Origin of the sequence: Rhodococcus sp. BP-261, assembly GCF_019835205.1 — a bacterium.
GTDB classification, from domain to species: domain Bacteria; phylum Actinomycetota; class Actinomycetes; order Mycobacteriales; family Mycobacteriaceae; genus Rhodococcoides; species Rhodococcoides kyotonensis_B.
In genome coordinates this window covers 219,437-242,729 of sequence record NZ_JABUCO010000003.1, presented here as the reverse complement: position 1 = coordinate 242,729, position 23,293 = coordinate 219,437, and the positions used below count along the sequence as shown (strand labels likewise).

Sequence of the window (23,293 nt, the reverse complement as noted above, 5' to 3'; positions counted from 1 at the left end):
GGACTATTTGTTTATCTGAACAAGTGCTCAGATGAACGAAGGAGGGTCGATGGCTCGGTCAGGACTGGCTGTGGGCGCTGCATCCCTGTGCGCTCTCGCGCTGGCTGCGTGCAGCGCGCCGACGAACTCGTCGGGCTCGTCGGCCCAGGACGGTCTCGTCCTTGCGGACGGCTACGAACTCGGTGGCTACAACCCGATCGCCGGTTACGGCGCCGCGGGTGAGGCCAAGATGTACGACGGGCTGCTGAAGCTCGACGGCACCGACGGTCTTCCCGGTTTCGAACCGTCCCTCGCGACGGAGCTCCCGACTGCCAATGCCGACGCGACCGTCTGGACGGTTCCGTTGCGCGAGGGTGTCACGTTCTCCGACGGGTCGACGTTCGACGCGGCGGATGTCGTCGCCACCTACGACGCCATCCTGAATCCGGCGTCGGCGTCGGAGGCACGGTCGTCGTTCGACATGATCACCGAGGTGACCGCGCTCGACCCTCGAACCGTCGAATTTCGTCTCGCCTATCCCTATTCGGCGATGCCGACGAAGATGCTGATCGGCATCGTACCGTCGGAATCCGTTGCGACCGAGGGGCTTGCGGCCGAGTCGAGTCTGAACACCGCGCCGATCGGGACCGGCCCGTACACGCTTGTCGACCTGTCTCCCGACCGCGCGGTGTTCGAAGCCAACGAGGACTATTTCGGCGGCGCACCGGAAGTGAAGAAGTTGACTCTGCTGTACGTTCCGGACGACAACACCCGAGCCCAGCGTATGGCGGCGGGGGAGATCGACGGAACCAACCTCCCGCCGCTGCTCGCCGAGACTCTCGACGGACGTGACGGAATGTCGTTGACCGCCAACACGTCTGCGGACTGGCGAGGTGTGTCCCTGCCGACCGACAATCCCGTCGCAGGGGACAAGGCGATGCGGATGGCGTTGAACCTCGCCGCGAACCGCCAGTCGATGGTCGACAACATCCTCGGCGGACACGGCCGCCCCGCCGCGACACCCATCCCGGAGGTGTACGGCGCTGCGTACGAGCCATCGGCCGCGTTCCCCTACGATCCCGCTGAGGCGGAACGGCTCCTGACCGCGGCGGGGTGGGTCGTCGGGCCCGACGGCATACGCGTCAGGGACGGGGTGCGTGCCGAGTTCTCGGTGATGTACAACGCGTCGGACACCGTGCGACGGGATCTGGCCCAGGCGTTCGCATCCGATGCGTTGGCGGTCGGCGTCGAAGTGAATCTGGAGGCTTTGTCCTGGGACCGGATCGACCCGCGCATCTCGTACGACGCGACGCTGCTCGGCGGTGGTTCCGAACCGTACGACCCGGATACCCAGGCGTACAACGCACTCGATTCCGAGTTCGTGGAACCGGGAGTCGGCAGCATCTACGACAACGCGAGCGACTACTCGAACCCAGCCGTCGATGCTGCGCTCGAGGCCGGACGTCGGAGCCTCGACCCAGCCGAACGTGACGCGGCGTATCGCGACATGCAGCGGGCGTACGTCGACGATCCCGGTTACGTCTATCTGGTGTTCCTCGACCACACGTACGTGTCGAAGGATTCGGACTGGACGAAGTCCGGGCCGATCCTCGAACCGCATGCGCACGGTGTGACATGGGGACCGTGGTGGTCGCTGCAGACGTGGACGAGGCAGTCGTGACGGCCACGATCGCGCGGCCCGACGCGAGGACCACGACGCGTCACGACCCGAGTACGCGTCGCCGAGGGATCCTCGCCATGATCGGCCGCCGGCTGATGTTCGTGATTCCGGTGTGCGCTGCGGTGTCCGCGGGTTTGTTCGCGGCCGCGTCGATTTCGCCGTTCGATCCGCTCGTCGCCTATCTCGGAGTTCGGTACACGACGACGTCGGATGCCGACAAGCAGATGATCGCCGAGCAGCTCGGCTTGGATCAGCCCTGGTACACCACGTACTGGCAGTGGGTGCAGGGTCTGTTCACCGGTGACCTGGGCATGTCGAGGTCCTTCGGGCAACCGGTCGTGGACGTGCTGACCGAGCGCGTGCCGTGGACGTTGCTGCTCGCAGGCGTCGGGCTTGCGCTCGCCGTGACGGTCGCACTGGTTCTCGGCGTCCTCGCAGGAATTCGAAGCGGTGGCATCCTCGACCGCGCAGTCACCGCCCTGTGCATCACGATTCAAGGCCTGCCGCCTTTCGTACTGTCGCTCGGCGCGATCGCGTTGTTCGCACTCGGGCTCGGCTGGCTGCCGGTCGCCGGGCTGACGGACGCGGGCGCCGACCCGACGTTCGCCGGCGTCGCGACACACATGGCGCTCCCGGTCGCGGTTCTCGCGCTGTCGCAGCTGCCGTGGTTGCTGCTGGCGGTTCGCGAGTCCGTATCGGTCTCGCGCGGAGAGGACTTCGTCGCAGGCGCAGTGGCACGCGGTATTCCGACGTCGACGATCACCCGGAAGCACATCGTGCCGACATCGCTCGCCCCGTTCGTCAACGTCGTCGGTGTGCGACTGCCGGAGCTCGTCGTCGGCGCCGTCCTCGTCGAGGAAGTGTTCTCGTGGCCAGGAATCGCCGGAGCCATCGTGCAATCCGCGCGTGATCTGGACATGGCGTTGCTCGCGTTTCTGACGATCGGAACTACGTTGGCGGTACTGCTCGGATCGCTCCTCGCCGATGTGGTTGTCGCACGTCTGGATCCGCGAGTGACGACCGATGGATAGGCGCAGGCTCGCCGTCGCGGGCGCGGTTCTGGCTGTGCTCGCGCTGTATGCGGTGTTCGTGCCGTGGCTGTCGGGAGTGGACGATCGTGTCACCGACTTCGCTGCGGCCAGGCAAGGGCCGTCGACGTCCCACTGGTTCGGTACGGATTCGGCAGGTCGAGACCTGCTCGTCCGCAGCGCGGCAGCGATCCGTACGTCTCTGGTGATCGCCGCCGCGTGTGCGCTGTTGGCGACGGTGATCGGAGCGGCCGTCGGAACGATCGCCGGACTGTGGGGTGGCCCGGTGGACCGCGTCGTCATGCGCAGTACCGACGCGATCAACGCGTTGCCGCACCTGCTGCTCGGGATCGTCATCGTCGCAATGTTCCGCGGTAGCCTCGTCGCGATCGTGCTGTCGATCGCGCTGACGCACTGGACGCAGGTAGCGCGCATCGTGCGGTCGGAGATTCTCGGCCTGCGTGGACGGCCTTACATCGACGCGGCGGTCCTTGCAGGCGCGAGTTGCACGCATGTCATCACGCGGCACATGGTGCCGGCGATCCTGCCGCAGGCTATGGTCGCCGTCGTTCTGCTTCTGCCGCATGCGATCTGGCACGAGTCCACCCTGTCCTTCCTGGGCTTCGGGCTGCCGCCGCACGAACCCAGTCTCGGAACTCTGCTGTCCGAAGCAAGGAGTTCGTTGCTGCTCGGTGGCTGGTGGACTCTGGTGTTTCCTGCCGGGATCCTCGTCCTGGCCACGGTGTCGGTGGCCGCTGCGGGATCGGCACTACGCGCGGCGACGGTCCCGCCCAAGCCTTCGGAGCTCCGACTGTGACTGCACTGACGATCGACGACCTGACGATTCGTATTCCACTGGGCAACGGCTCGGTCGTGCACGCCGCGACGGGGGTGAATCTGTCCGTCCCGGCAGGCACGGTCACGGCGTTGGTCGGTGAATCCGGCTGCGGCAAATCGATTCTCGCGTCGGCCGTGATGGCGATGTTGCCCGTCGGATCGAGGGTGTCGGGATCGATCGAGGTCACGACTGCGAATCGCACGGTCGATGTCCTCACCGACAGTGGTTTCCGCGGTCGTGACGTCGCGCTGATCCCGCAGTCCGCATCGTCGTACCTGACGCCGGTGCGGACGGCTCGGTCGCAGCTCGACGAGACCATCCGAGTACTCGGGTCACGCCATCGTGCCGACGAACTCGCGCGCACCGTCGGTCTCGACCCTGCCGACCTGGACCTCTACCCACACGAATTGTCCGGCGGCATGGCCGGGCGCGTCGCCATCGCGGGCGCACTCGTCGGCGATCCCGCGGTGATCGTCGCCGACGAGCCCACGGCGGGCCTCGACGGGGAACTGACCGATCGGGTTCTGCGCCTCCTGCGTCGATGTGCCGACGACGGGGCCGCGGTCCTGCTGATCACTCACGACCTGGCGTCGCTCGTGCGCACGGCCGTCGCCGATCGAGTCGCGGTGATGTACGCGTCGCGCATCATGGAAACCGGTCCCGCCGCACTGGTTCTGGACGAGCCGCTTCACGACTACACGCGGGATCTGGTGAACGCGTTACCGTCGCGAGGGCTCCATCCCATGCCGGGTACCCCGCCACAACTCACCGATCTGCCGGGTGAGTGCGTCTATCACCTGCGCAGACCGGACACCGTCATGTCCGGCGGACCGACCGAACTGGTCACGATCGGCAGCAGGGCATACCGAACGAGGGTGAGTGCATGAGTCTCGACGCAGTCGGAATCACCGCGGGATATGCCGGTACGTCGAACGTGCTGCAGGACGCGTCGTTGTCGGTGTCGGCCGGAGAGATCGTCGGTCTTGCCGGGCCGTCGGGCTCCGGAAAGTCGACGTTGGCGCGGGTGTTGGCGATGCTGCTCGAACCGCGCGCGGGGACGGTGACCATCGACGGAAGTACAGTTCCAGGAACTGGTTTCGGCGTGCCCGCGTCTATGCGGCGTCAGGTGGCGATGCTGTTCCAGTCGCCACGCGCCGCGACGGATCCACGAATGTCGTTGCGGTCCATCATCGAACAGCCCGCCGCGATCGTCGGGCGGAAGATCGTCGCGCACGATCTCGCTGCACGTGTCGGCCTGACGCCGGATCTGCTGACGCGTCGTCCACACCAGGTGAGCGACGGGCAGCTGCAACGAGCATGTGTCGCACGGGCACTGGCGCAGGAGCCGAAGTATCTGATCTGCGACGAGGCGACGGCCATGCTCGACGCGGCTACGACGGCCTCGATCATGCACGTCATCCGGGACGAGGCCGAAGAAACGGGAATGGGTGTCCTGCTCATCAGCCACGACACCGAACTGCTGAATGCGCTGTGCACCCAGGAAGTCCACAGCATGGACGGCGTGGACTTTCAGGGTAGGCGTGCAACCTGAAGAGGTCAGCAATTCACTTCTCCGTAGGAGTCATCGTGCGCAACTCGTTCAAGAAGACCGCCGCAGTTCTCGCCGCCGTCGGATCGTTGTCCCTCGGCGGTGCGTCACTGGCCTCCGCGGCAACGGCCGACACCCTCACGGTTCCCGACGTCACCGGGTATTCGGCTCCGGCAGCGGTTCGTGTACTCGAGGACGCGGGCTTCACCAACGTCGTCGTCTCCGGTCCTTATGCGCACGACTGGGATACGACGGTCACCCGCACGTCGCTCGCCGCGTCGACGACCGCTGCCGAAACCCAGCCGATCACCGTGTTCGTCGATCCGTGGTGAGTCAGAACCGAATCTCGACGCGGTCGCTGACGGGACGTGCCTGGCACCCGAGGATCATCCCGTCGGCGATGTCGTCCTCGTCGAGGACGTCGGTGTTCTCCATCGCGACTTCACCGCCCACCATGGTGCACGCGCACGACCCGCACTCACCCTCGCGGCACGAGTAGGGGACGTCGATGCCCTCGGCGAGCATGATGTCGACGAGCGTCCTGTCACGCGGCCACGCGAGAGTGTGCCTCCCGCCGTCGAGTTCGACGACGGCGACCGCGTCGTCCGCCTGGGCAGGACTCTCGGCGACCTCTGCCTCGGCGACAGCGGCGAACGGGTCGCCGACGAGCGAGGTGAAGATCTCGCGTCGTACTCGGTTCCGCGGAAAACCGCTCGACGCAAGTGCTTTGACGGCCGCATCCATGAACGGCCCGGGCCCGCACACGAATGCACAACGGTCACGACACGGCGCCGCGAAAGTGGCCAATTGGTCGACGGTCGGTATGCCCTGCAGCGATTCGAGCCAATGTACGACGGTCAACCGTCGGGGATATTCGGCTGCGAGCGTCCGTAGTTCGTTCGAGAAGATGACGGAGTTCTCGTTGCGATTCGCGTAGAACAGGGTCACCGTTCCGATGCCTTCGCTCAGTGCCGACTTCAGAATCGACATGATCGGCGTGATTCCCGACCCGGCGGCGACGAGCAGGAAATCGTCGTCGAGGTCCTTCGGGGTGAATCGCCCCGACGGGGGGAGCACCTCGATCGTGTCTCCCGGCTCGACGTTGTCGCAGACCCAGTTGGAGCCGTAACCGTCGTACGTGCGTTTGACGGTCACCTTCGGCGGCTCACCGCGGTGCGGTGAACTGGACAGGGAGTAGCAGCGGGCGACTGCGCCCGTTCTCTCGCTCGGAATTCGTACGGTCAGAAACTGGCCTGGTAGATACTCGAACGTGTCGGGTGGGTCGAAGACGAGGGACCGCGCTTCGGGGGTCTCGTCGACGACCTCGGCGACCCTGAGCAGCAGGGATCGGTTGCCGCGGCGTGCGTCGGCTGTCGCCATCGGGCGTCCTCTCGTCTATAACTGTAACGTGTTCTAGTTTTGCACGCCGGCTACGGTATGTCGACTGCCGGTCGCTCGTCGCCCTGCCCGATCGGGTAGGTGCCCACCTGCCCGGCCGCTGGTGGGAACTTCGGTCGCCGTCCGGCTAGGGTTGTAACGTGAATCACACGGATCGCGGCACCACGAGCGGCAGGCACAGCAGAGGCGAGTAGGCACATGATCGAGACGGCCGCGACGGGTCGGGCGCTAGCCGATCTGCATTCGCATCGAAACGCGATCGAGGCGCCGCGCGTACTGAAGTTCCACGCGCCCGAGATCGTCTTCGGTCAGAACTCGCTCGGCGAGGTCGCGCACGCCGCGCTGCGACTCGGGGCCCGCCGCCCATTGGTGGTGTCCGACGGCGGTCTCATCGAAGCGGGGTGGGTCGCGCACCTGACCTCGCTGCTGATCGAGGAAGGGTTGGCGCCGACGGTCTGGAGCGACCTGACGCCCAATCCCAAGGACGTCGAGATCGAAGCCGGCCACGTCGTCTACCAGGAATCCGGATGCGACGTACTCGTCGCGATCGGCGGCGGCTCGGTCATGGATGCAGCCAAAGGAATTGCGATCCTGGCCGGAAACGGTGGGTCGATCCTCGATTTCGAGGGGGTCGACCAGGCGACGCGACCGATTCCCCCGCTCGTCATGGTGCCGACGACGTCGGGAACAGGTGCGGACGTCTCGCAGTTCTGTATCGTCACCGACACCACACGATCGACGAAGATCACCATCCTCGGGCGTGCGCTGGTTCCCGACATCACCGTCATCGATCCGAGACTGTTGACGACGATGCCCGAATGGCTCAACGCCGCAACGGGTCTCGACGCGTTGACGCACGGAATCGAAGCGTTCGTGTCGCTGGGGCACAATCAACTCACCGACCACCATGCGCTGCGTGCGGTGACGATGGTGACGTCGCACCTGGCGCACACGATGACCGACCCGTCCGACCTCGGTGCGCGCACGTCGATGGCGCAGGCCGCTCTGGAAGCAGGCCTTGCGTTCACGAACGCGATCCTCGGTGCGACGCATGCGATGAGCCATCAGGTCGGTGGGCTGCTGGACCTGCCACACGGCGTCATCAACGGTGTGCTGCTGCCACACGTCATCCGATTCAACGCTGCGCACGACCCGATGCCCTACGTCGCGGTCGCGACGAGTCTGGGCCTCGCCGAGGCGCGTGGATCCGCGGAGGAGGCTGCACTTGCCGTCGCGGAACGGGTCGAACGACTGGCTCGACAGGTCGGAGTTCCCCAGGGACTGAAGGACATCGGCGTCAGCGACGCCGACATCGACGTGCTCGCCACCAACGCGCTGCGCGACGCATGCATGTCGACCAATCCGCGGTCTGCGACCCATCGAGAGATGGTCGATCTGTTCAGGACCGCGCTGTGACGGCGTCGCAACCGGATCTGTCCCTCCTGACCGGTCTGCGGTCGGGAAAGGCCACGTTCTATCCCCAGTATCGTGGCGCGGCCGAGCGCCTCGAGCGCGTCGTCCATGCGTTGGAGTTGATCTCGCGTGCTCTCGTGCGGACGGTCGACGGCCCCGAGACGTTGATCTGTGCCGTCGCCGAGGCGGCTCGTGCACATCTGAGCGCTCAGTGGGTGGTCTTCGCGCTCGCCGACGGCGCCCTACCGGACGCCGGACCACGCAGACTCGTGCTCGGTCCGGACGCGACGCCGTTCCTGGTCGACAACGTCGAAGGTCCGCCGTTGCCGGGCGATGTCGTCGAATGCCTCGACGCGATTCGGCTCGCCACGATCGGCGACGGCCGAAGTCCCGTCATCGCCGCTCACCACGCATTCGTGCCCATCGCACTCGACGGAGGTGTCGTCGGGGCGTTCGCGGCGTGGACGCCGAAGCATCGGGTTCTCGACGCGACCGACTCGGCGGTCCTCAGCATTCTGGCGAGCCAGACGGCCGTCGCGCTGCAGAACTCCGCGCTGTATCAGAGCAGACGCATTCTGCTCGAGCGCACCGAGAACGCATACGCGGAGGCACATCGGACTGCGGCGGACCTCGCTGTCCGCAACGCGGAACTCGAAGCGACGCAACGACAACTCGGTGCCGCGCATCGACATCAGGTGCTCGACGAGGAGAGGCATCGCATCGCGCGCGAACTGCACGACAGCGTCACGCAGGCCGTGTTGTCGGCTGGGATGCAGATCGACTTGTGCCGCAACGATATTCCGGCCGACGAACGTTTGGAGCGTCTCGACGTTGCAAAAGAACTGACGCGCCGAGCCGTCGAACAGTTGCGGTCGGCCATCTACGCGCTGAATCACGCACAGGACGCGGATCGAACGTCGCTGCCGGAAATGCTCGAGCAGCTGTCGATAGTGCACATGCCGGACGAGCTGAAGGTCTCGCTCCGCGTCGAAGGAACGCCCGTGGAACTGAGCAGCGCATGCGAGCACGATCTGCTGCGCATCGCCGGAGAAGCATTGTTCAACACCGCAGTTCACGCCAAGGCCAGCCGCGCGATACTGCGCCTCGCGTACCGCGAACGACATGTGCAGCTCTCCATCGCCGACGACGGTGCAGGCGACCCGTCGTACCTTCGCCTCATGTGGCGGATGGCCGAGACGGGCGACGTCGACGGTCGTCATCGCGGGCTCGCCAACATGGCTGCGCGGGCGCGAGAACACGGCGGCTCGTTCGAGATCCGCAAGGCACGCATCGGGGGAGTGCGCATATCGGTGCGCATCCCGTCCGAAGGAGAGTGAGCAGTCATGACCGTGACAACCGCTGTAATTCGCATCGTGCTGGTCGACGACCACGCGATCCTTCGGGACGGGCTGAAATCCGTCCTCGAGCGCGAGACCGATCTGACGGTCGTCGGTGAGGCGTCGTCGCGTGGCGAGGGGCTCGCCGTCGTCGAGCGGGTGAAGCCCGACATCGTTCTCATGGACCTCAAGCTGTCCGCCAGTTCCGACTACGAGGGACTCGCGCTGTGCGCGCAACTGTCGAGCGCTCATCCCGGGATCGGGTTACTGGTACTGACGACATTTCTCGACGACCGCCTCGTTGTCGAGGCAGTCCACGCCGGAGCCCGCGGGTACGTCGTCAAGGACGTCGACACGACCGAGCTGATTCGCGCGGTGCGTGCGGTATCGCGTGGCGAGAGTGCATTCGACTCGCGCAGCGCCTCAGCGGTCGTTCGATCGCTCAACGGTCAGGGCGCAGCCGCCGAACGGTTGACCGATCGCGAACTCGAAGTGCTGCGTCTGTTGGCAACAGGACTGTCCAACAACAAGATCGGGACGACGCTCTTCATCTCGGCGACGACCGTGAAATTTCACGTCAGCAACATCATGCGCAAGCTCGGTGTCAGTCGCCGGGCCGAAGCGGTCTACGCCGCGAGCAAACAGGGATTGATCTAGACGCCGACTCCGACGCGGCTGGTGTCGAGAACCAACCAGCCGCCGTGAAATTCGTCGACGTCGAACGGAAGGCCGCTCTGCTCGCCGATGAAGCGCAGTGCGTCGACGTCGAACGTTCGGATATGGCCGTGACAGGCCGTCGCTTCTTCCTCGAACGGAACCGCGACGATCACGCGCTCACGCGCGATACGAATGGCCTCGCCCAGAATGCGCGCACCCGTGCCGTCGTCGACGTGCTCGAGCAGATGCAATGCTGTCACGGTGTCGGAACTCTTGTCGGGCACCGGGATCCCGGCAGCGTCGCACGTGATGACGTCGAGTGTGGCGCCCAGGTGGGGTGCCACCGTGGCGAGCAACCGCATGGTTCCTGCGGACAGATCCGTTGCCGTGACATGCCGGCCCTGCAGCGCGAGCCGTAGCGGGAAGAATCCGAAGCACGATCCGAGGTCGAGAACCGACCCCGTCACCAGTGCTTCGGCGCGTCGGTGCACGGGCGCGAAGTCGGCGGTGCCCGACAGTAGTTCGTCGAGCGAATTGCGGTAGTACGTGGCCCACGCCCCAACGGGGTCGTCGACGGTCGATCGCACCAGCCCCACCATCACGAGCTCGAATTCGCGTTGCGACAGACCGAAGTCGGTGATCCGGGAGACCAGCCGCTCGCCGATGTGCGCCGACGTCAGGCCGTGGCGGACGACGACCTCGTTCGCCGTGTTTCGAAGTTCGAGAGCTCCGACGGGAATCGATTCCGACCACTGCACCGTCGTGTTCTCGTGGGTCCACATCCGCGGTGTTCCTGGGGCGAGTGCGTCGAGTTCGGTCATATCTGTTCTTTTCTCACTGGGTCGTTCCTGCGGGCTCCACTCCGGCCTCTCACTGGGTCGTTCCTGCGGGCTCCACTCCGGCCTCTCACTGGGTCGTTCCTGCGGTCCCGCCCTCCGCCAGAGGGCCGAGCCCCGAACAGAGGGCGGTCATGCCGTCGGACAGGAGATCGGCGAGGTCGAGTTGTTCGTCGGTGAGCCACTGCTCGTACGCAGACATTGCCACACCGAGCACCATCCAGCCAACGGTTCGCGGGAAATGATTCTCCGGGGACGAATCCGTCCGTGCGGCTACGTATTCGGCGATGACTCCGCGCCAATCCTCGTACATCAGCATCGAATAGCCCTGTAATGCCGGATTGCGCAGGATCAGAGCCATGCGCTGCCTGTGTACGGGTTTCTCGTCGTCGGGAAAGGTGTTGAACTGCAACAGGGCCGAACGGATGCCGTCGGCGAGGGAGATGTCCGACGGCAGCTGGGCGAGCAGAGTGCGCAGCGCGGTGAGTTGTTCGTCGAAATCGCCCCACGGAACCGCGTTCTTGGAAGGGAAATACCGAAAGAACGTACGACGCGCGATGCCCGCGGCGTCGGCGATCTCGTCGACGCTGGTCTCGTCGAAACCTCGTGTGGTGAAGAGCGAGATGCCGATGTCGCTGATCTGCCCTCGCGTCGTGGATGGGCGACGGCCTACCCGGCTGGACGGTTTCGCCTGTCTGCCCACTCTTTTTCTCCCGTATCACTGTCTTTGTGCACTCGATGCCATTATGGTGGTGAACCAAGTCACTGTCACTGCCGACTGTGACCCACCCGATGATTCTCTCCGATGGAGGTACCGATGTCCCAGAACCCGAAAACCGATGTCGTCAGCACCGGCGTGATCGAGTCCGATCTCGTCGAAGAGTCGCTGGTGGAAGAGGTTTCCATCGACGGAATGTGCGGCGTGTACTGACATGTCGGCACCCGTGAAGGCACTCCAAGCCGTGGACCTCGATGCTCGGTGGGCTCTTCACCCGCAGGTGGCGCTGCGTCCCGAATCTTTCGGGGCGCTGCTCTACCACTTCGGGACACGTAAGCTCTCCTTCCTCAAGAATCGCACGATCGTAGCGATCATCGAGTCCTTCCCGCAGCACCCGAACATGCGCAGCGCGATCGAAGCCGCCGGGATCCCCGAGTCAGGCCGCGCGCCCTACGTGAAAGCGCTTACGACGCTGGCGGATTCTCACATGATCGCAACAGTTGGAGACTCCGCCCCCAACGACCCCCGATAGAGCCTGCTACGGGAAACAGCCCTTCCGCAGTAACCCCTCAACTTCGAAGAGGACAGCACAATGACCTCCATGTTGGAGCGGCCGTCTCAGCCGCCCGCCGTCGGTCGCCTGGTCGATCAGTTCGAACTCGGCCTCGACGCCCCCATTTGCCTGACCTGGGAATTGACGTACGCCTGCAATCTGTCGTGCGTGCACTGCCTGTCCTCGTCGGGTCGCCGCGATCCGCGTGAGCTCAGCACCGAGCAGTGCAAGTCGATCATCGACGAACTGCAGAAGATGCAGGTGTTCTACGTCAACATCGGTGGCGGCGAGCCGACCGTGCGTTCGGACTTCTGGGAGCTGGTCGACTACGCCACCGCGCACCAGGTGGGAGTCAAGTTCTCCACCAACGGCGTGAAGATCAACAAGGAGGTCGCCGCACGTCTCGCGGCGTCCGACTACGTCGATGTGCAGATCTCCATCGACGGTGCGACTGCCGAGGTCAACGACGCCGTTCGCGGTCCCGGTTCGTTCGACATGGCCTGCCGCGCACTGGAAAACCTGCGTGAAGCAGGCTTCAAGGACGCGAAGATTTCCGTCGTCGTCACCCGTCACAACGTCAGCCAGCTCGACGAGTTCAAAGCTCTCGCCGACAAGTACGGTGCGACGCTGCGCATCACGCGCCTGCGTCCCTCGGGGCGCGGCGCCGATGTGTGGGACGACCTGCACCCCACGTCCGCTCAGCAGCGCGAGCTCTACAACTGGCTCGTCGCCAACGGCGAGGGCGTGCTGACCGGCGATTCGTTCTTCCACCTGTCCGCGTTCGGTGACGCCCTTCCCGGTCTCAATCTGTGCGGTGCGGGGCGCGTGGTCTGCCTGATCGACCCGATCGGTGATGTCTACGCCTGCCCGTTCGCCATCCACGAGCAGTTCCTTGCCGGCAACATCGTCCGCGACGCGAAAGACGGTATGGGCGGATTCCAATCCGTCTGGCAGACATCGGAATTGTTCCAGGAATTGCGGTCGCCGCAGACCTCGGGCGCGTGCACCAAGTGCTCGCATTTCGACGCGTGCCGCGGCGGCTGCATGGCAGCGAAGTTCTTCACCGGCCTGCCCATGGACGGTCCGGATCCCGAATGCGTGATCGGCAACGGCGAATTGGCGTTGGCTGCGGCGGGGGAGATCCCCAAGTCGAGCGTCGACCATTCCCGTTCCGGAAACCGAAAGACACCCCGCAAGTCGGTGCCGCTCACGTTGATGATGCGGCCGCCGGCCAAGATCTGCGACGAAAACCCGCTCGCAGGAATGGAATAGGAAGCAATCAGCTATGGCCAAGAGTGCGTGGTTCGAGACCGTTGCCGAAGCGCAGCGGCGCGCCAAGAAGCGTCTGCCCAAGTCCGTGTATTCCGCTCTGGTGGCGGGCTCGGAACGTGGCATCACCGTCGACGACAACACCGCCGCGTTCGGCGAGCTCGGATTCGCGCCGCATGTCGCGGGCCTGTCCGACAAGCGTGATCTCGCGACAACGGTCATGGGACAACCACTCTCGTTCCCGGTCATGATTTCGCCGACGGGTGTGCAGGCCGTGCACCCGGACGGGGAGGTCGCTGTCGCCAGGGCCGCGGCTGCACGCGGAATTCCGATCGGCCTGTCATCGTTCGCGAGCAAATCCGTCGAGGAAGTCGCCGCAGCCAACCCTCAGACGTTCTTCCAGATGTACTGGGTGGGCTCGCGGGAGGTGCTGCTGCAACGGATGGAGCGTGCACGTGCGGCGGGCGCGGTCGGGTTGATCATGACGCTCGACTGGTCGTTCTCCAACGGCCGCGACTGGGGCTCACCGTCGATCCCGGAGAAGATGGATCTGAAAGCGATGGTCCAGTTCGCGCCCGAGGGCATCACGCGCCCGAAGTGGTTGTGGGAGTTCGCCAAGACGGGCAAGATTCCGGATCTCACGACCCCCAACCTGACTCCGCCGGAGGGCGGCGTCGCGCCCACGTTCTTCGGTGCATACGGCGAATGGATGGGTACCCCGCTCCCGACCTGGGAGGACGTCGCCTGGCTGCGCGAGCAGTGGGGCGGACCGTTCATGCTCAAGGGCGTCATGCGTGTCGACGACGCGAAGAAGGCCGTCGACGCCGGCTGCACCGCCATCTCGGTGTCCAACCACGGCGGTAACAACCTCGACGGCACCCCGGCGCCGATTCGAGCTCTGCCTGCCATCGCCGAGGCCGTCGGCGATCAGATCGAGATCACGCTCGACGGCGGTGTCCGACGTGGCAGCGATGTGGTGAAGGCACTCGCACTCGGCGCTCGTGCCGTCCTGATCGGACGCGCCTACCTGTGGGGTCTGTCCGCGAACGGGCAGGCGGGTGTCGAGAACGTGCTCGATATCCTGCGTGGTGGCGTCGATTCCGCTGTTCTCGGTCTCGGTCACTCGTCGGTGCACGATCTGTCGCCGTCCGATGTCGTGATGCCGCTCGGTTTCGATCGGAGGCTCGGAGTCTGAGCAACAGCGTGTGGTTCGAGACCGTGGCGGAGGCGCAGCGGCGGGCCGAGAAGCGCCTGCCGAAGTCCGTCTACGCGGCGCTGAGGGCAGGCTCGGAGCGTGGAATCACGCTAGGGGACAACACGGCAGCGTTCGACGAACTCGGCTTCGCCCCTCGCGTCGCCGGGTTGTCCGATACGCGTGAGTTGTCGACAACCCTGATGGGACAACCGCTTTCGTTTCCCGTCATGATCTCGCCGACGGGTGTGCAGGCCGTGCACCCGGACGGTGAGGTCGCCGTCGCGCGGGCCGCTGCGTCGCGCGGAGTTTCGATGGGTCTGTCGCTGTTCGCGAGCAAGCCCATGGAAGAAGTCGTCGAGGCGAACCCGCAGACGTTCTTCCAGCTGCACTGGGTCGGATCCCGAGACGTCATGGGGCGTCTCGTCGAACGTGCCCGTCGTGCGGGAGCGGTGGGCTTGATCCTGACGATGGACTGGTCGTTCTCCGAGGGGCGCGACTGGGGTTCACCGTCGATACCGGAGAAGGTCGACGCGCGGACGATGATCCGTTTCGCGCCGGAGGGGCTGTCGCGTCCGAAGTGGTTGTGGCAGTTCGTGAAATCGGGTGGCATTCCGGACCTGACTGCACCGAACATCGCGGGGTGCGACGGTTCGGCGCCGACGTTCTTCGGCGCGTACCGCGACTGGATGGCCACGCCGCTCCCGAGCTGGGAAGACCTGGCCTGGCTACGCGAGCTCTGGGGTGGGCCGTTCATGCTGAAGGGCATCTCGCGCGTCGACGATGCCCACCGCGCAGTGAATATCGGATGCGACGCCCTGTCGGTGTCCAATCACGGCGGGAACAACCTGGACGGCACCCCGGCATCGATACGACTGTTGCCTGCCATCGTCGACGCCGTCGGCGATCAGGTCGAGATCACCTTGGACGGCGGGGTTCGTCGCGGAAGCGATGTGGCGAAGGCGCTCGCTCTCGGTGCCCGTGCGGTGTTGATCGGTCGTGCGTATCTGTGGGGTCTGGCGGCGAACGGTCAGGCGGGAGTGGAGAACGTTCTCGACATCTTGCGAGGGGGGCTCGATTCCGCGGTGCTCGGGCTGGGGCGGTCGTCGGTGCACGAGCTCACGCGATCGGATGTCGTGATGGCGGCTTCGCCGCCCGTGCGCGCGAATACATAGAGGGCTGTACATTTCTGCTCACGGGTGGCGGAACCGCCGGTCTGCGCGAGACGCCGTGGACGCGACGAGGCGTGCATTGGCCTCGTCGCTCCCGTGCACCCACGCGTGAGCGTCGTCCTCGCTTTTCCCGAACATGGTGTGCCGCTGCACGAGTCGTCGACGCCGCTCGTCGTCGTCGAGATCGATATACCAGACCTCGGTCATGGCGGCGCGAGCCCGCGGCCAGCTTCCGTCGTCGAGCAGTAGGTAGTTGCCCTCGGTGACGACGAGCGGAACGTCGGCCGTGACCGCGATGCTGCCCGCGACGGGTTCTTCCAGAGTTCGGTCGAAGTGCGGTGCGTAGATCACTCCCGTCGTCTGATCGGCGAGACGTTCGAGCAGATGGGCATAGCCGGCGTCGTCGAACGTGTCGGCAGCGCCCTTGCGAGCCGAGCGGCCCAGCCGTAGAAGTTCCGATTGCGCCAGATGGAATCCGTCCATCGGAACGACCACTGCGAGATCGCGCCCGAGCTGGTCGACGATAGCGTCTGCGACCGTCGATTTGCCTGCACCGGGTGGCCCGGTGATCCCCAGGACCGTCCGGCCGGGTCGTTCGGCGAGACTGCGCGCCCGTGAGATCAACTCGTTCATTCTTCGACGATAGGCGCTTCGCGCATGTGCGCGGAAATGTATAGCGGGCTATGTATTTTCGCGCACGTGCGACGGAGCCGCACTCCCGGTGCGCAGTCCCATCGTGACGAGCGATTGCACCGTCGTCGTCGCTGCGGCCACGCCGTCGACGACGGGCCTACCGATTTCCCTCTCGATGTGTGCGCGCAGATCGGCCATGCCTGCGCAGCCCAGGACGATGGTGTCGCTGCCGTCCTGCGAGGCCGCGCGCCGGCAGGCTTCGGTGATGATCGTGCGAGCGTCGGGATCGGTTTCGAGCTCGAGAACCGGAATCTCGCAGGCGTGAACGCCCCGGCACTGCCGCGCGAAGCCGTAGCGGTCCGCGAGATCCCATGCTCGTCCGGTCGTCCGCCCCACTGTGGTGACGACAGAAAAACCGCGGCCGAGGAAAGTTGCCGCGTGCATGGCGGCCTCGGCGATTCCGACGACCGGACCGGACGTGGCTTCACGTGCCGCGTCGAGACCCGGGTCTCCGAAGCAGGCGATGACGTAGCCGTCGGCACCCTGTTCTTCGCCGAGAGCAATCTGTTCGAGAATGCCGGGCACACAGAGGGCTTCGTCGATGTGAGACTCGATGGACGCAGGCCCCATCGTCGGACTGACCGCGTCGATCACTGTGCCCGGGCTCGAGACGGCCCGGGCACACTGACCGATCAACGCGGTCATCGACCATGTGGTGTTCGGGTTGACGACCTTGATCAGCACTGGAAATTCCTAGACCTTCGCTGTGTCGTCGAGGTGGTTCGTCACTGCGAGCTTCGTCTTGGTGGCGAGCAGGAAGTACAGGCCGAATCCGATGCCGCATCCGATGAACCAGCTGTACTTCGACGCGGTGGCCATGCCAGCGATCTCCATGCCGTCGATCGCGCCGTTGAACAACACGGGGAACATCGCGGCCAGGGCGCCGACGACGGTGGCGTACACCGCAGCCGGGTTGTATCCCTTGGAGTACCAGTACTTTCCGGCCGGTGACATCGTGAACAGATCATCGACGACGACCTTCTGCTTGCGGACCAGGTAGTAGTCGGCGATGAGAACGCCGAACAGTGGGCCGATGAACGCACCGAGCGTTTCGAGTGTCAGGTGAATGACCTCCGGATTGTTGTACAGGTTCCACGGCGTGATGAGGACCGAGCCGACGGCGGCGATCATGCCGCCTGCACGCCAGCTGATGCGTTGCGGGCTGACGTTCGAGAAGTCGAACGCGGGTGAGATGAAGTTGGCGACGATGTTGATACCGATGGTGGCGATCGTGAACGTCAGCGCGCCGAGCACGATGGCGAACGTGCTGTCGATCCGGGCCACGGTCTCGACCGGATCGGTGATGAGCTCACCGAAGACCGGAAGCGTCAGCGACGCCGTGACGACGACCAGAATCGAGAACACGAGGAAGTTGAGGGGAAGTCCGAGGAAGTTGCCTTTCTTCACCGCACCGTAGGACTTCCCGTAGCGGGAGAAGTCACCGAAGTTGAGCATCGGGCCGGAGAAGTACGACACGACGAGGGCGATCGCCCCGAGCATGACCGGAACCGAGCTGAAGCCCGTGTACTCGACCTCGCCGAGGTTCAGATCGATTGCGCCCCAACCGGCTTTCCAGATCAGGTATCCGCACAGTAGGAACATGACGACGTAGACGGCCGGACCGCAGAAGTCGATGAACCTGCGAATCGACTCCATGCCGCGCCAGAACACCGCGGCCTGCAGCACCCACAGGAACAGGAAACTGGCCCACCCGAGCGCGGAAAGACCGGCGAATCCGTAATCGGCGGTCACGGCGTACGGCGCCAGCCCCGGGACAGTTTGATGAGCACGATGTCGAGAGCAGCCGACGCGAGGAACGTCTGGATGCCGTACCACGCGACGGCGATGAGGCCACGGATGATGGCTGGGATGTTGGCGCCGAGTACGCCGAACGACACGCGGCAGATGACCGGGTAGGGAACGCCCGCAGCCTGGCTGGGCTTGGCGACGAGATTGCAGAAGAAGTAGACGATCGTGATGCCGACGAGGAGCGCGACGAGGACCTGCCAGCTCGCCAGTCCGAGAGCGAACAAGCTTCCCGCCGTGACGTATCCGCCGACCGAATGCACGTCGGACATCCAGAACGCGAACAGGTTGTACGAGGTCCACGACTGCTTCTTCAGCGGGGCGAGATCCTCGTTGGTCAGCCGTGGGTCGTACGAGTCCTTGATCAGGCCTCCGCCGACCGGGTGGCCCGCTGCTTCGACCACGTCACCTACCGGCGAAGTGCCTGGTCCGTGCACTGAATTTGTCATCGATGCTCCTGATGGGCGATGGGCTCCATGCGGACGAAATGCATGGCGAAGGCTCGACCACGACGATGGAGCGAACCTGCGACAAAAGGTAGCGAGCACGTGTTGCGTCCGCGTGACGGCAGGAATATATCTTTCGGGCCGCTCAATCCGTGGTGGGATCTGCGAGCAGACCGGTGTCCGCGGGAATGGAAGAAATGACCGTGTTCAAACGTCCGTGATGATATTGCGCGATAGTCGACAGAGCAGCTGCGTCGCGGCCGAGAAATGCATCGAGCATCTGTCGATGATCGGAATGCAGTGTCACGCGATCCGAACCGGCGACGTGCACCATCGGCTGAACAGGCTCGGTGATGTTCCAGGCCGCTTCGAGCATGTGGAGAAGTCTTTTCATGCGTGACGGCCGCGTCAGCGCCATGTGGAATTCACGACTCCGACGGTGGTACTCGCGTGGGTCGTCAGCTGTGATCGCCTGTTCCAGAACCTTGTTCGCGATGATCGCGCGCTCACGGTCGTCGTCGGTGGCCAACTCGACAGCAGTCGCGAGCGCGGCGCTTTCCAGGACTTCCCGCACGATGTACATTTCGCATAATTCCGCGGACGTCAATTGCGCGACGGTGTATCCGAGATTGGGCCGGTGATCCACCAATCCTTCACCGATCAGTGTTTTGAGCGACTCCCGAACAGGAATGGGACTGACGCCGAACATATCCGCGACGTCGTTCAATGGAATCGGGGTCGTGGGCGGTGCGTCGCCGGAAAGAATGACGCGTCGCAGCTCGTCGAGAATTGCGTGTTGCCGGCTTCCGGGGGCAGAGATGTTCAATCGATCGAGAAGCACGGATCTTCGACGAGGTGGCACGTCGCTCCCTTCGAAGATCCTCGGGTGAGAACGCTAACCGGTCGATGTTTCGTTCATGTGAAAAGTGCGCTGCACTAGCATCGGGCGAATGACGCACCCGACACCACTGGCCGACGTGGGGTGGCAGCACGTCGGTGGCGTGTCGACGGTCGTCGTTCCGGTGGGGGCGTTCGAACAGCACGGGCCGCACCTGCCGCTGGACACCGACACGCGCATCGCCGTCGCCGTCGCCTCCCGGTTGCCCGACGCGTCCCTGGCACCCGCCATCGGCTACGGCGCCAGCGGCGAGCACGAGGGTTTCCCGGGCACGGTGTCGATCGGCGCCGACGCGCTGCGGACTCTGCTCGTCGAGTACGGGAGGTCGGCGTGTCGGTGGGCGCCCCGCGTGCTGTTCGTCAACGGACACGGTGGCAACGTCCCCACCTTGGTCGACGCCACCACTCTGCTGCGGTACGAGGGACGCGACGTCGCCTGGGTGCCGTGTGCCGTCCCCGGCGCCGACGCCCATGCCGGACACACCGAAACCTCGCTGCTGCTGCATCTTTCACCCGAGGTCGTCGACATGGAACGCGTCGAGGTCGGAAACGTCGAAGCCCTCCCCGACCTGCTTCCGCGGCTACGGGAGGGCGGAACGCGCGCGGTGTCGGAGAACGGTGTGCTCGGCGATCCGCGTCGCGCCACGGCGGAGGAGGGGGCGTCCATCCTGGACGACATGGTTCGTCGTGCGACGGCGGCGACGGCGCGCTGGATGCCGTCGGCTACGGGGATGTTGGTGTAGTGAAACGGCCGAAAGCCCAGGACGAAAACAGGCGCACGGTATGTTAGTGACTTTTTCGGGCCGTGGATGACACTTTCGTCCCGTGTCCGCTTACGATCACCAAATGGGTCAAGGTCGGTTGCCTGATGGTTTCGGGGTGCGCGTCGATCCGCGCGTACGTACATACTCGGACGGTCGCGTTCTGATCGGGGGATCCCCCACACGCATGCTGAAGTTGGCGCCCACGGCCGCCGCGATGATCGGCGACGGTTTCCTCGAGGTCACCGATTCACAGTCCGCTCTCGTCGCGCGGAAGCTGCTCGATTCGGGCGTGGCGAATCCGCGGCCGATGTCGATCCCGTCGCCCCGCGATGTCACCGTCGTGGTGCCGCTGAAGAACAACGCAGCCGGCCTCGGACGATTGCTGCCTGCGCTGCACGGCCTGAACGTCATCGTCGTCGACGACGGATCGGACGTGCCGGTGAAGCCTCCCGCGATGGAGTGGAGCGTCGGCGGGGTCACGGTTCTGCGGCACGAGACCTCACGCGGGCCGGCAGCGGCGCGTAACACGGGGTTACGCAGCGCCACAACCGATTTCGTCGCGTTCCTCGATTCCGACGTCGTTCCGCGCAAGGGCTGGCTCGAGGTGATGCTCGGGCACTTCTCCGATCCGGCGGTCGCTCTGGTCGCGCCGCGCATCGTGGCACTCGAACCGGAGGGCAACGCGCTCGCCCGGTACGAACACGCCCGGTCGTCCCTGGATCTGGGGCGTCGGGAGGCAGCGGTGCAGGCGGGTAGCTCGGTTTCCTACGTGCCGAGCGCAGCGATGTTGATTCGCCGCCGCGTCGTCGAGGAATGCAACGGCTTCGACGAGTCGATGCACGTCGCCGAGGACGTCGATCTGTGCTGGCGACTGCAGGAGGCCGGGTGGCGCCTGCGGTACGAGCCCGTCGCCAACGTGGCGCACGACCACCGGGTGACGTTCGGCCGCTGGTTCGGACGCAAGCTGTTCTACGGCACCGGTGCCAGCCCACTCGCCGACCGTCATCCCGGCATGGTGCCTCCGATCGCGATGTCCCCGTGGACGCTCGTCGCGTGCCTGCTGGCGGCGAGCCTGACCAAGATCGGGGTGATCGGTGCACTCGCCACGCTGGCCGTCACCATCGGACGCTTGCGCAAGATGTTCGTCGGACTCGACCAGCCGACTCGCATCGCGGCCATCCTCGCGACCGAAGGTTTCGTCGCCGGCCTGTGGCAACTCGCATCGGCGCTGTGCCGACATTATTGGCCGATCACTCTGCTGGCGGTGTTGCTGTCCAGTCGAATTCGCAAGATCGCGCTCGGGCTGGCGGTGGCAGAAGCCGTCGCCGATTGGTACAAGCACCGTGAGCTCGGCGGACTCGACCCGATCCGTTACGCGTTCTTCAAGCGCATGGACGACGTCGCGTACGGTGCTGGACTCTGGCGAGGTGCCGTCGAATCTCGGAGCTTCGGCGCGTTGACGCCTCGTATGGATTCGTGAGCGGTCCCGCCGTCGGCCGATCGGACGTCGTCGACGCGGATGTGATCGTCGTCGGTGGCGGCTCGTCCGGTTCGGTGGTGGCGTCTCGGCTCAGTGAGAACCCGGACTGCAGGGTTGTCGTCGTCGAGGCCGGGCAGGGCGTCTCCCGCGTCCAGGACTACCCACCGGACATCGCCGACGCCCATGTTCTGCCGGTCGGACCTGGCAGTCCGTGGACGTCGTCCTACCCGGCAGAGCTCGCTCCCGGCGTCGAGCGTGAGATCTCGCGCGGCCGAGTGCTCGGTGGATCGGGGGCCGTGAACGGCGCGTACTTCATCCGGGCCCGGCCGGACGACTTTCTGCACTGGCCGTCCAGATGGTCGTACGAGAACGTACTGCCGTACTTCACGGCGTCGGAGACCGATCACGATTACGCGAGTGACCGCCACGGCAGCAGCGGGCCCATCCCGGTGTGGAGAACAGCGCCGAAGGAGTGGAGTGGCGTCACTGCCGCGTTCGTCGACGCGAGCGAGTCGCTCGGGTTCCCGGCCGACCCGGACAAGAACGATCCAAGCCCGGTTGGAGGAACAGGGCCGGTTCCGCTCAACGTCTTTCGCGGAATGCGCATGAATGCTGCTGCGACCTATCTGATTCCGCGTCTGAGTCGTCCCAATCTCGAGGTTCTCACGGAATCGACCGTTCTGAAGATACTGTTCGACGGCGACGCAGCATGCGGAGTTCGTATCCTCCGTCGCGGCGTGACAACCGACATGCGAGCGAGCCGCGTCGTCCTGTGCGCAGGTGCGGTGCGCACACCGCAGTTGTTGATGTTGTCCGGAGTCGGACCGGCGGAGTCGTTGCGGCACTGCGGAATCGACGTTCGTCTCGACCATCCCCGAGTGGGTCGAGGTTTTTCCGATCATCCCGAAATCGGTGTCTACTACCGTAGTTCGGTACCCTTTCGACCCTCGTCACCGATCGAGGTGGTTCTGCACGTCGGCGACCTCGAAATCCGGCCGTACACAGCGTCGTTCGGATACATGATCGCGGGCATCGGCCCGGTGGATCCCATGATCGGAATCGGATTGATGCGGGCCGACAGTCGCGGGGACATCACGCTGCGCTCGGCCGATCCGCTGGACTCGCCGTTCGTGCGCTATCGGTATCTGGACTCGGCGGCGGACCGTGCGGCGCTGCACGCAGGTCTCGACGTCGTCGACGCGTTGTTGTCGACGGCGCCGATGACCGCTGTCGCAACGAAGCTCGAGGTAGCCGGCGACAGGTTGCTCGGCCGACTCGGCACGGCTCTGCACCTGTCGGGAAGTTGCGCGATGGGCGGCCCGGACGCGGTACTCGACGACCGATGCCGTGTCCGAGGTGTCTACGGTCTCGACGTCGTCGATACGTCGTCGTTCCCGGTCGTGCCCACGCGTGGTCCGCACGCGACCGTGATCATGCTGGCCGAACGCGCAGCGCGCGACATCGCCGACGACCTGGGCTGAACGAGCGTCCGTCGATTATCGGCTACGGTCGGCAGCAGTGACCGTAGCGCCGCACCTCACTCGGGGGTGTGCGGCTGTACCTGCGTGTGTGAGCTGCGTTACAGTG

The 23,293-nt window shown here is 65.1% G+C and carries 23 protein-coding genes and 1 pseudogene; 17 read left to right on the top strand and 7 right to left on the bottom strand.

Going from position 1 to position 23,293, the window contains the following annotated elements; genetic code table 11:
• The first annotated feature begins 49 nt into the window (after positions 1–49).
• The 6 genes from HQ354_RS04950 to HQ354_RS04925 are packed head-to-tail and all read left to right on the top strand — an operon-like array spanning position 50 to position 5,407.
• Complete coding sequence (locus HQ354_RS04950) at positions 50–1,660, top strand: ABC transporter substrate-binding protein (RefSeq protein WP_167674640.1); 1,611 nt, start codon at positions 50–52, stop codon at positions 1,658–1,660.
• Positions 1,615–2,691, top strand: coding sequence for an ABC transporter permease (locus tag HQ354_RS04945; RefSeq protein ID WP_222634266.1), 1,077 nt, complete (start codon positions 1,615–1,617; stop codon positions 2,689–2,691). Before HQ354_RS04950 ends, HQ354_RS04945 begins: the two co-directional genes overlap by 46 nt.
• Positions 2,684–3,505, top strand: coding sequence for an ABC transporter permease (locus tag HQ354_RS04940; protein WP_167674636.1), 822 nt, complete (start codon positions 2,684–2,686; stop codon positions 3,503–3,505). Before HQ354_RS04945 ends, HQ354_RS04940 begins: the two co-directional genes overlap by 8 nt.
• A complete protein-coding gene (locus tag HQ354_RS04935; protein WP_167674634.1) occupies positions 3,502–4,413 on the top strand; it encodes an ABC transporter ATP-binding protein in 912 nt (303 codons plus the stop codon). Before HQ354_RS04940 ends, HQ354_RS04935 begins: the two co-directional genes overlap by 4 nt.
• Positions 4,410–5,078, top strand: coding sequence for an ABC transporter ATP-binding protein (locus tag HQ354_RS04930; RefSeq protein ID WP_167674632.1), 669 nt, complete (start codon positions 4,410–4,412; stop codon positions 5,076–5,078). Before HQ354_RS04935 ends, HQ354_RS04930 begins: the two co-directional genes overlap by 4 nt.
• A gap of 35 nt (positions 5,079–5,113) precedes the next feature.
• A complete protein-coding gene (locus HQ354_RS04925) occupies positions 5,114–5,407 on the top strand; it encodes a PASTA domain-containing protein (protein ID WP_068432436.1) in 294 nt (97 codons plus the stop codon).
• A gap of 1 nt (position 5,408) precedes the next feature.
• On the opposite strand, the gene HQ354_RS04920 is transcribed toward HQ354_RS04925, so the two are convergent.
• Complete coding sequence (locus tag HQ354_RS04920; protein ID WP_222634265.1) at positions 5,409–6,455, bottom strand: ferredoxin--NADP reductase; 1,047 nt, start codon at positions 6,453–6,455, stop codon at positions 5,409–5,411.
• Between the two features lie 216 nt (positions 6,456–6,671).
• On the opposite strand from HQ354_RS04920, the gene HQ354_RS04915 reads away from it, so the two are divergent.
• The 3 genes from HQ354_RS04915 to HQ354_RS04905 are packed head-to-tail and all read left to right on the top strand — an operon-like array spanning position 6,672 to position 9,880.
• Positions 6,672–7,889 (top strand): iron-containing alcohol dehydrogenase, encoded by a 1,218-nt coding sequence (locus HQ354_RS04915; protein ID WP_068432434.1) that lies wholly within the window; start codon positions 6,672–6,674, stop codon positions 7,887–7,889.
• On the top strand, positions 7,886–9,223 hold the full coding sequence (locus tag HQ354_RS04910; protein WP_068432431.1) for a histidine kinase: 1,338 nt from the start codon (positions 7,886–7,888) through the stop codon (positions 9,221–9,223). The genes HQ354_RS04915 and HQ354_RS04910 overlap by 4 nt, the downstream gene beginning before the upstream one ends.
• Before the next feature lie 6 nt (positions 9,224–9,229).
• Positions 9,230–9,880 (top strand): response regulator transcription factor, encoded by a 651-nt coding sequence (locus HQ354_RS04905; protein ID WP_068432423.1) that lies wholly within the window; start codon positions 9,230–9,232, stop codon positions 9,878–9,880.
• Here HQ354_RS04905 and mftM read toward each other — a convergent pair.
• Positions 9,877–10,701, bottom strand: coding sequence for a mycofactocin oligosaccharide methyltransferase MftM (gene mftM / locus HQ354_RS04900; RefSeq protein ID WP_068432421.1), 825 nt, complete (start codon positions 10,699–10,701; stop codon positions 9,877–9,879). The genes HQ354_RS04905 and mftM overlap by 4 nt on opposite strands.
• An 85-nt stretch (positions 10,702–10,786) precedes the next feature.
• Positions 10,787–11,419 carry a mycofactocin system transcriptional regulator gene (gene mftR / locus HQ354_RS04895; RefSeq protein ID WP_068432418.1) on the bottom strand — a complete coding sequence of 211 codons (633 nt, stop codon included), beginning with the start codon at positions 11,417–11,419 and terminating at the stop codon, positions 10,787–10,789.
• A gap of 114 nt (positions 11,420–11,533) precedes the next feature.
• Between mftR and mftA the strand changes: the two genes are divergently transcribed.
• From mftA to mftD (HQ354_RS04870), 5 genes are read left to right on the top strand one after another with little or no spacing between them, the layout of a single operon-like run.
• Positions 11,534–11,647 (top strand): mycofactocin precursor MftA, encoded by a 114-nt coding sequence (gene mftA, locus HQ354_RS04890; protein ID WP_068432484.1) that lies wholly within the window; start codon positions 11,534–11,536, stop codon positions 11,645–11,647.
• Between the two features lies 1 nt (position 11,648).
• Positions 11,649–11,966 carry a mycofactocin biosynthesis chaperone MftB gene (gene mftB, locus HQ354_RS04885; protein WP_068432417.1) on the top strand — a complete coding sequence of 106 codons (318 nt, stop codon included), beginning with the start codon at positions 11,649–11,651 and terminating at the stop codon, positions 11,964–11,966.
• A 60-nt stretch (positions 11,967–12,026) separates the two neighbouring features.
• Entirely contained in the window at positions 12,027–13,259 is a 1,233-nt protein-coding gene (gene mftC / locus HQ354_RS04880; protein WP_068432415.1) for a mycofactocin radical SAM maturase, read from the top strand.
• 13 nt (positions 13,260–13,272) lie between these two features.
• Positions 13,273–14,451, top strand: a complete 1,179-nt coding sequence (mftD, locus tag HQ354_RS04875; RefSeq protein ID WP_068432414.1) for a pre-mycofactocin synthase MftD — start codon at positions 13,273–13,275, stop codon at positions 14,449–14,451.
• Positions 14,448–15,623, top strand: a complete 1,176-nt coding sequence (gene mftD / locus HQ354_RS04870) for a pre-mycofactocin synthase MftD (protein ID WP_068432481.1) — start codon at positions 14,448–14,450, stop codon at positions 15,621–15,623. Before mftD (HQ354_RS04875) ends, mftD (HQ354_RS04870) begins: the two co-directional genes overlap by 4 nt.
• Before the next feature lie 18 nt (positions 15,624–15,641).
• Here mftD (HQ354_RS04870) and HQ354_RS04865 read toward each other — a convergent pair whose 3' ends face one another.
• The 4 genes and pseudogenes from HQ354_RS04865 to HQ354_RS04850 form a co-directional block, all read right to left on the bottom strand.
• Positions 15,642–16,295 carry a nucleoside/nucleotide kinase family protein gene (locus HQ354_RS04865; protein ID WP_302050748.1) on the bottom strand — a complete coding sequence of 218 codons (654 nt, stop codon included), beginning with the start codon at positions 16,293–16,295 and terminating at the stop codon, positions 15,642–15,644.
• 6 nt (positions 16,296–16,301) lie between these two features.
• The gene (locus HQ354_RS04860) at positions 16,302–16,997 is read right to left on the bottom strand and encodes an aspartate/glutamate racemase family protein (RefSeq protein WP_167674629.1); all 696 of its coding nucleotides are present in this window, start codon (positions 16,995–16,997) and stop codon (positions 16,302–16,304) included.
• Positions 16,998–17,006: 9 nt separating this feature from the next.
• Positions 17,007–18,568, bottom strand: a pseudogene (locus HQ354_RS04855) (NCS1 family nucleobase:cation symporter-1).
• Positions 18,569–18,710: 142 nt separating this feature from the next.
• Entirely contained in the window at positions 18,711–19,427 is a 717-nt protein-coding gene (locus HQ354_RS04850) for a GntR family transcriptional regulator (protein WP_068432403.1), read from the bottom strand.
• A gap of 88 nt (positions 19,428–19,515) precedes the next feature.
• On the opposite strand from HQ354_RS04850, the gene mftE reads away from it, so the two are divergent.
• The 3 genes from mftE to mftG all read left to right on the top strand — a co-directional run bounded on the left by mftE (position 19,516) and on the right by mftG (position 23,187).
• The gene (mftE, locus tag HQ354_RS04845; protein ID WP_068432396.1) at positions 19,516–20,205 is read left to right on the top strand and encodes a mycofactocin biosynthesis peptidyl-dipeptidase MftE; all 690 of its coding nucleotides are present in this window, start codon (positions 19,516–19,518) and stop codon (positions 20,203–20,205) included.
• 103 nt (positions 20,206–20,308) lie between these two features.
• Complete coding sequence (gene mftF, locus HQ354_RS04840) at positions 20,309–21,706, top strand: mycofactocin biosynthesis glycosyltransferase MftF (RefSeq protein ID WP_068432393.1); 1,398 nt, start codon at positions 20,309–20,311, stop codon at positions 21,704–21,706.
• Positions 21,703–23,187: a mycofactocin system GMC family oxidoreductase MftG gene (mftG, locus tag HQ354_RS04835; protein WP_068432391.1), complete on the top strand. Its 1,485-nt coding sequence runs from the start codon at positions 21,703–21,705 to the stop codon at positions 23,185–23,187. Before mftF ends, mftG begins: the two co-directional genes overlap by 4 nt.
• The last annotated feature ends 106 nt before the right edge of the window (positions 23,188–23,293 follow it).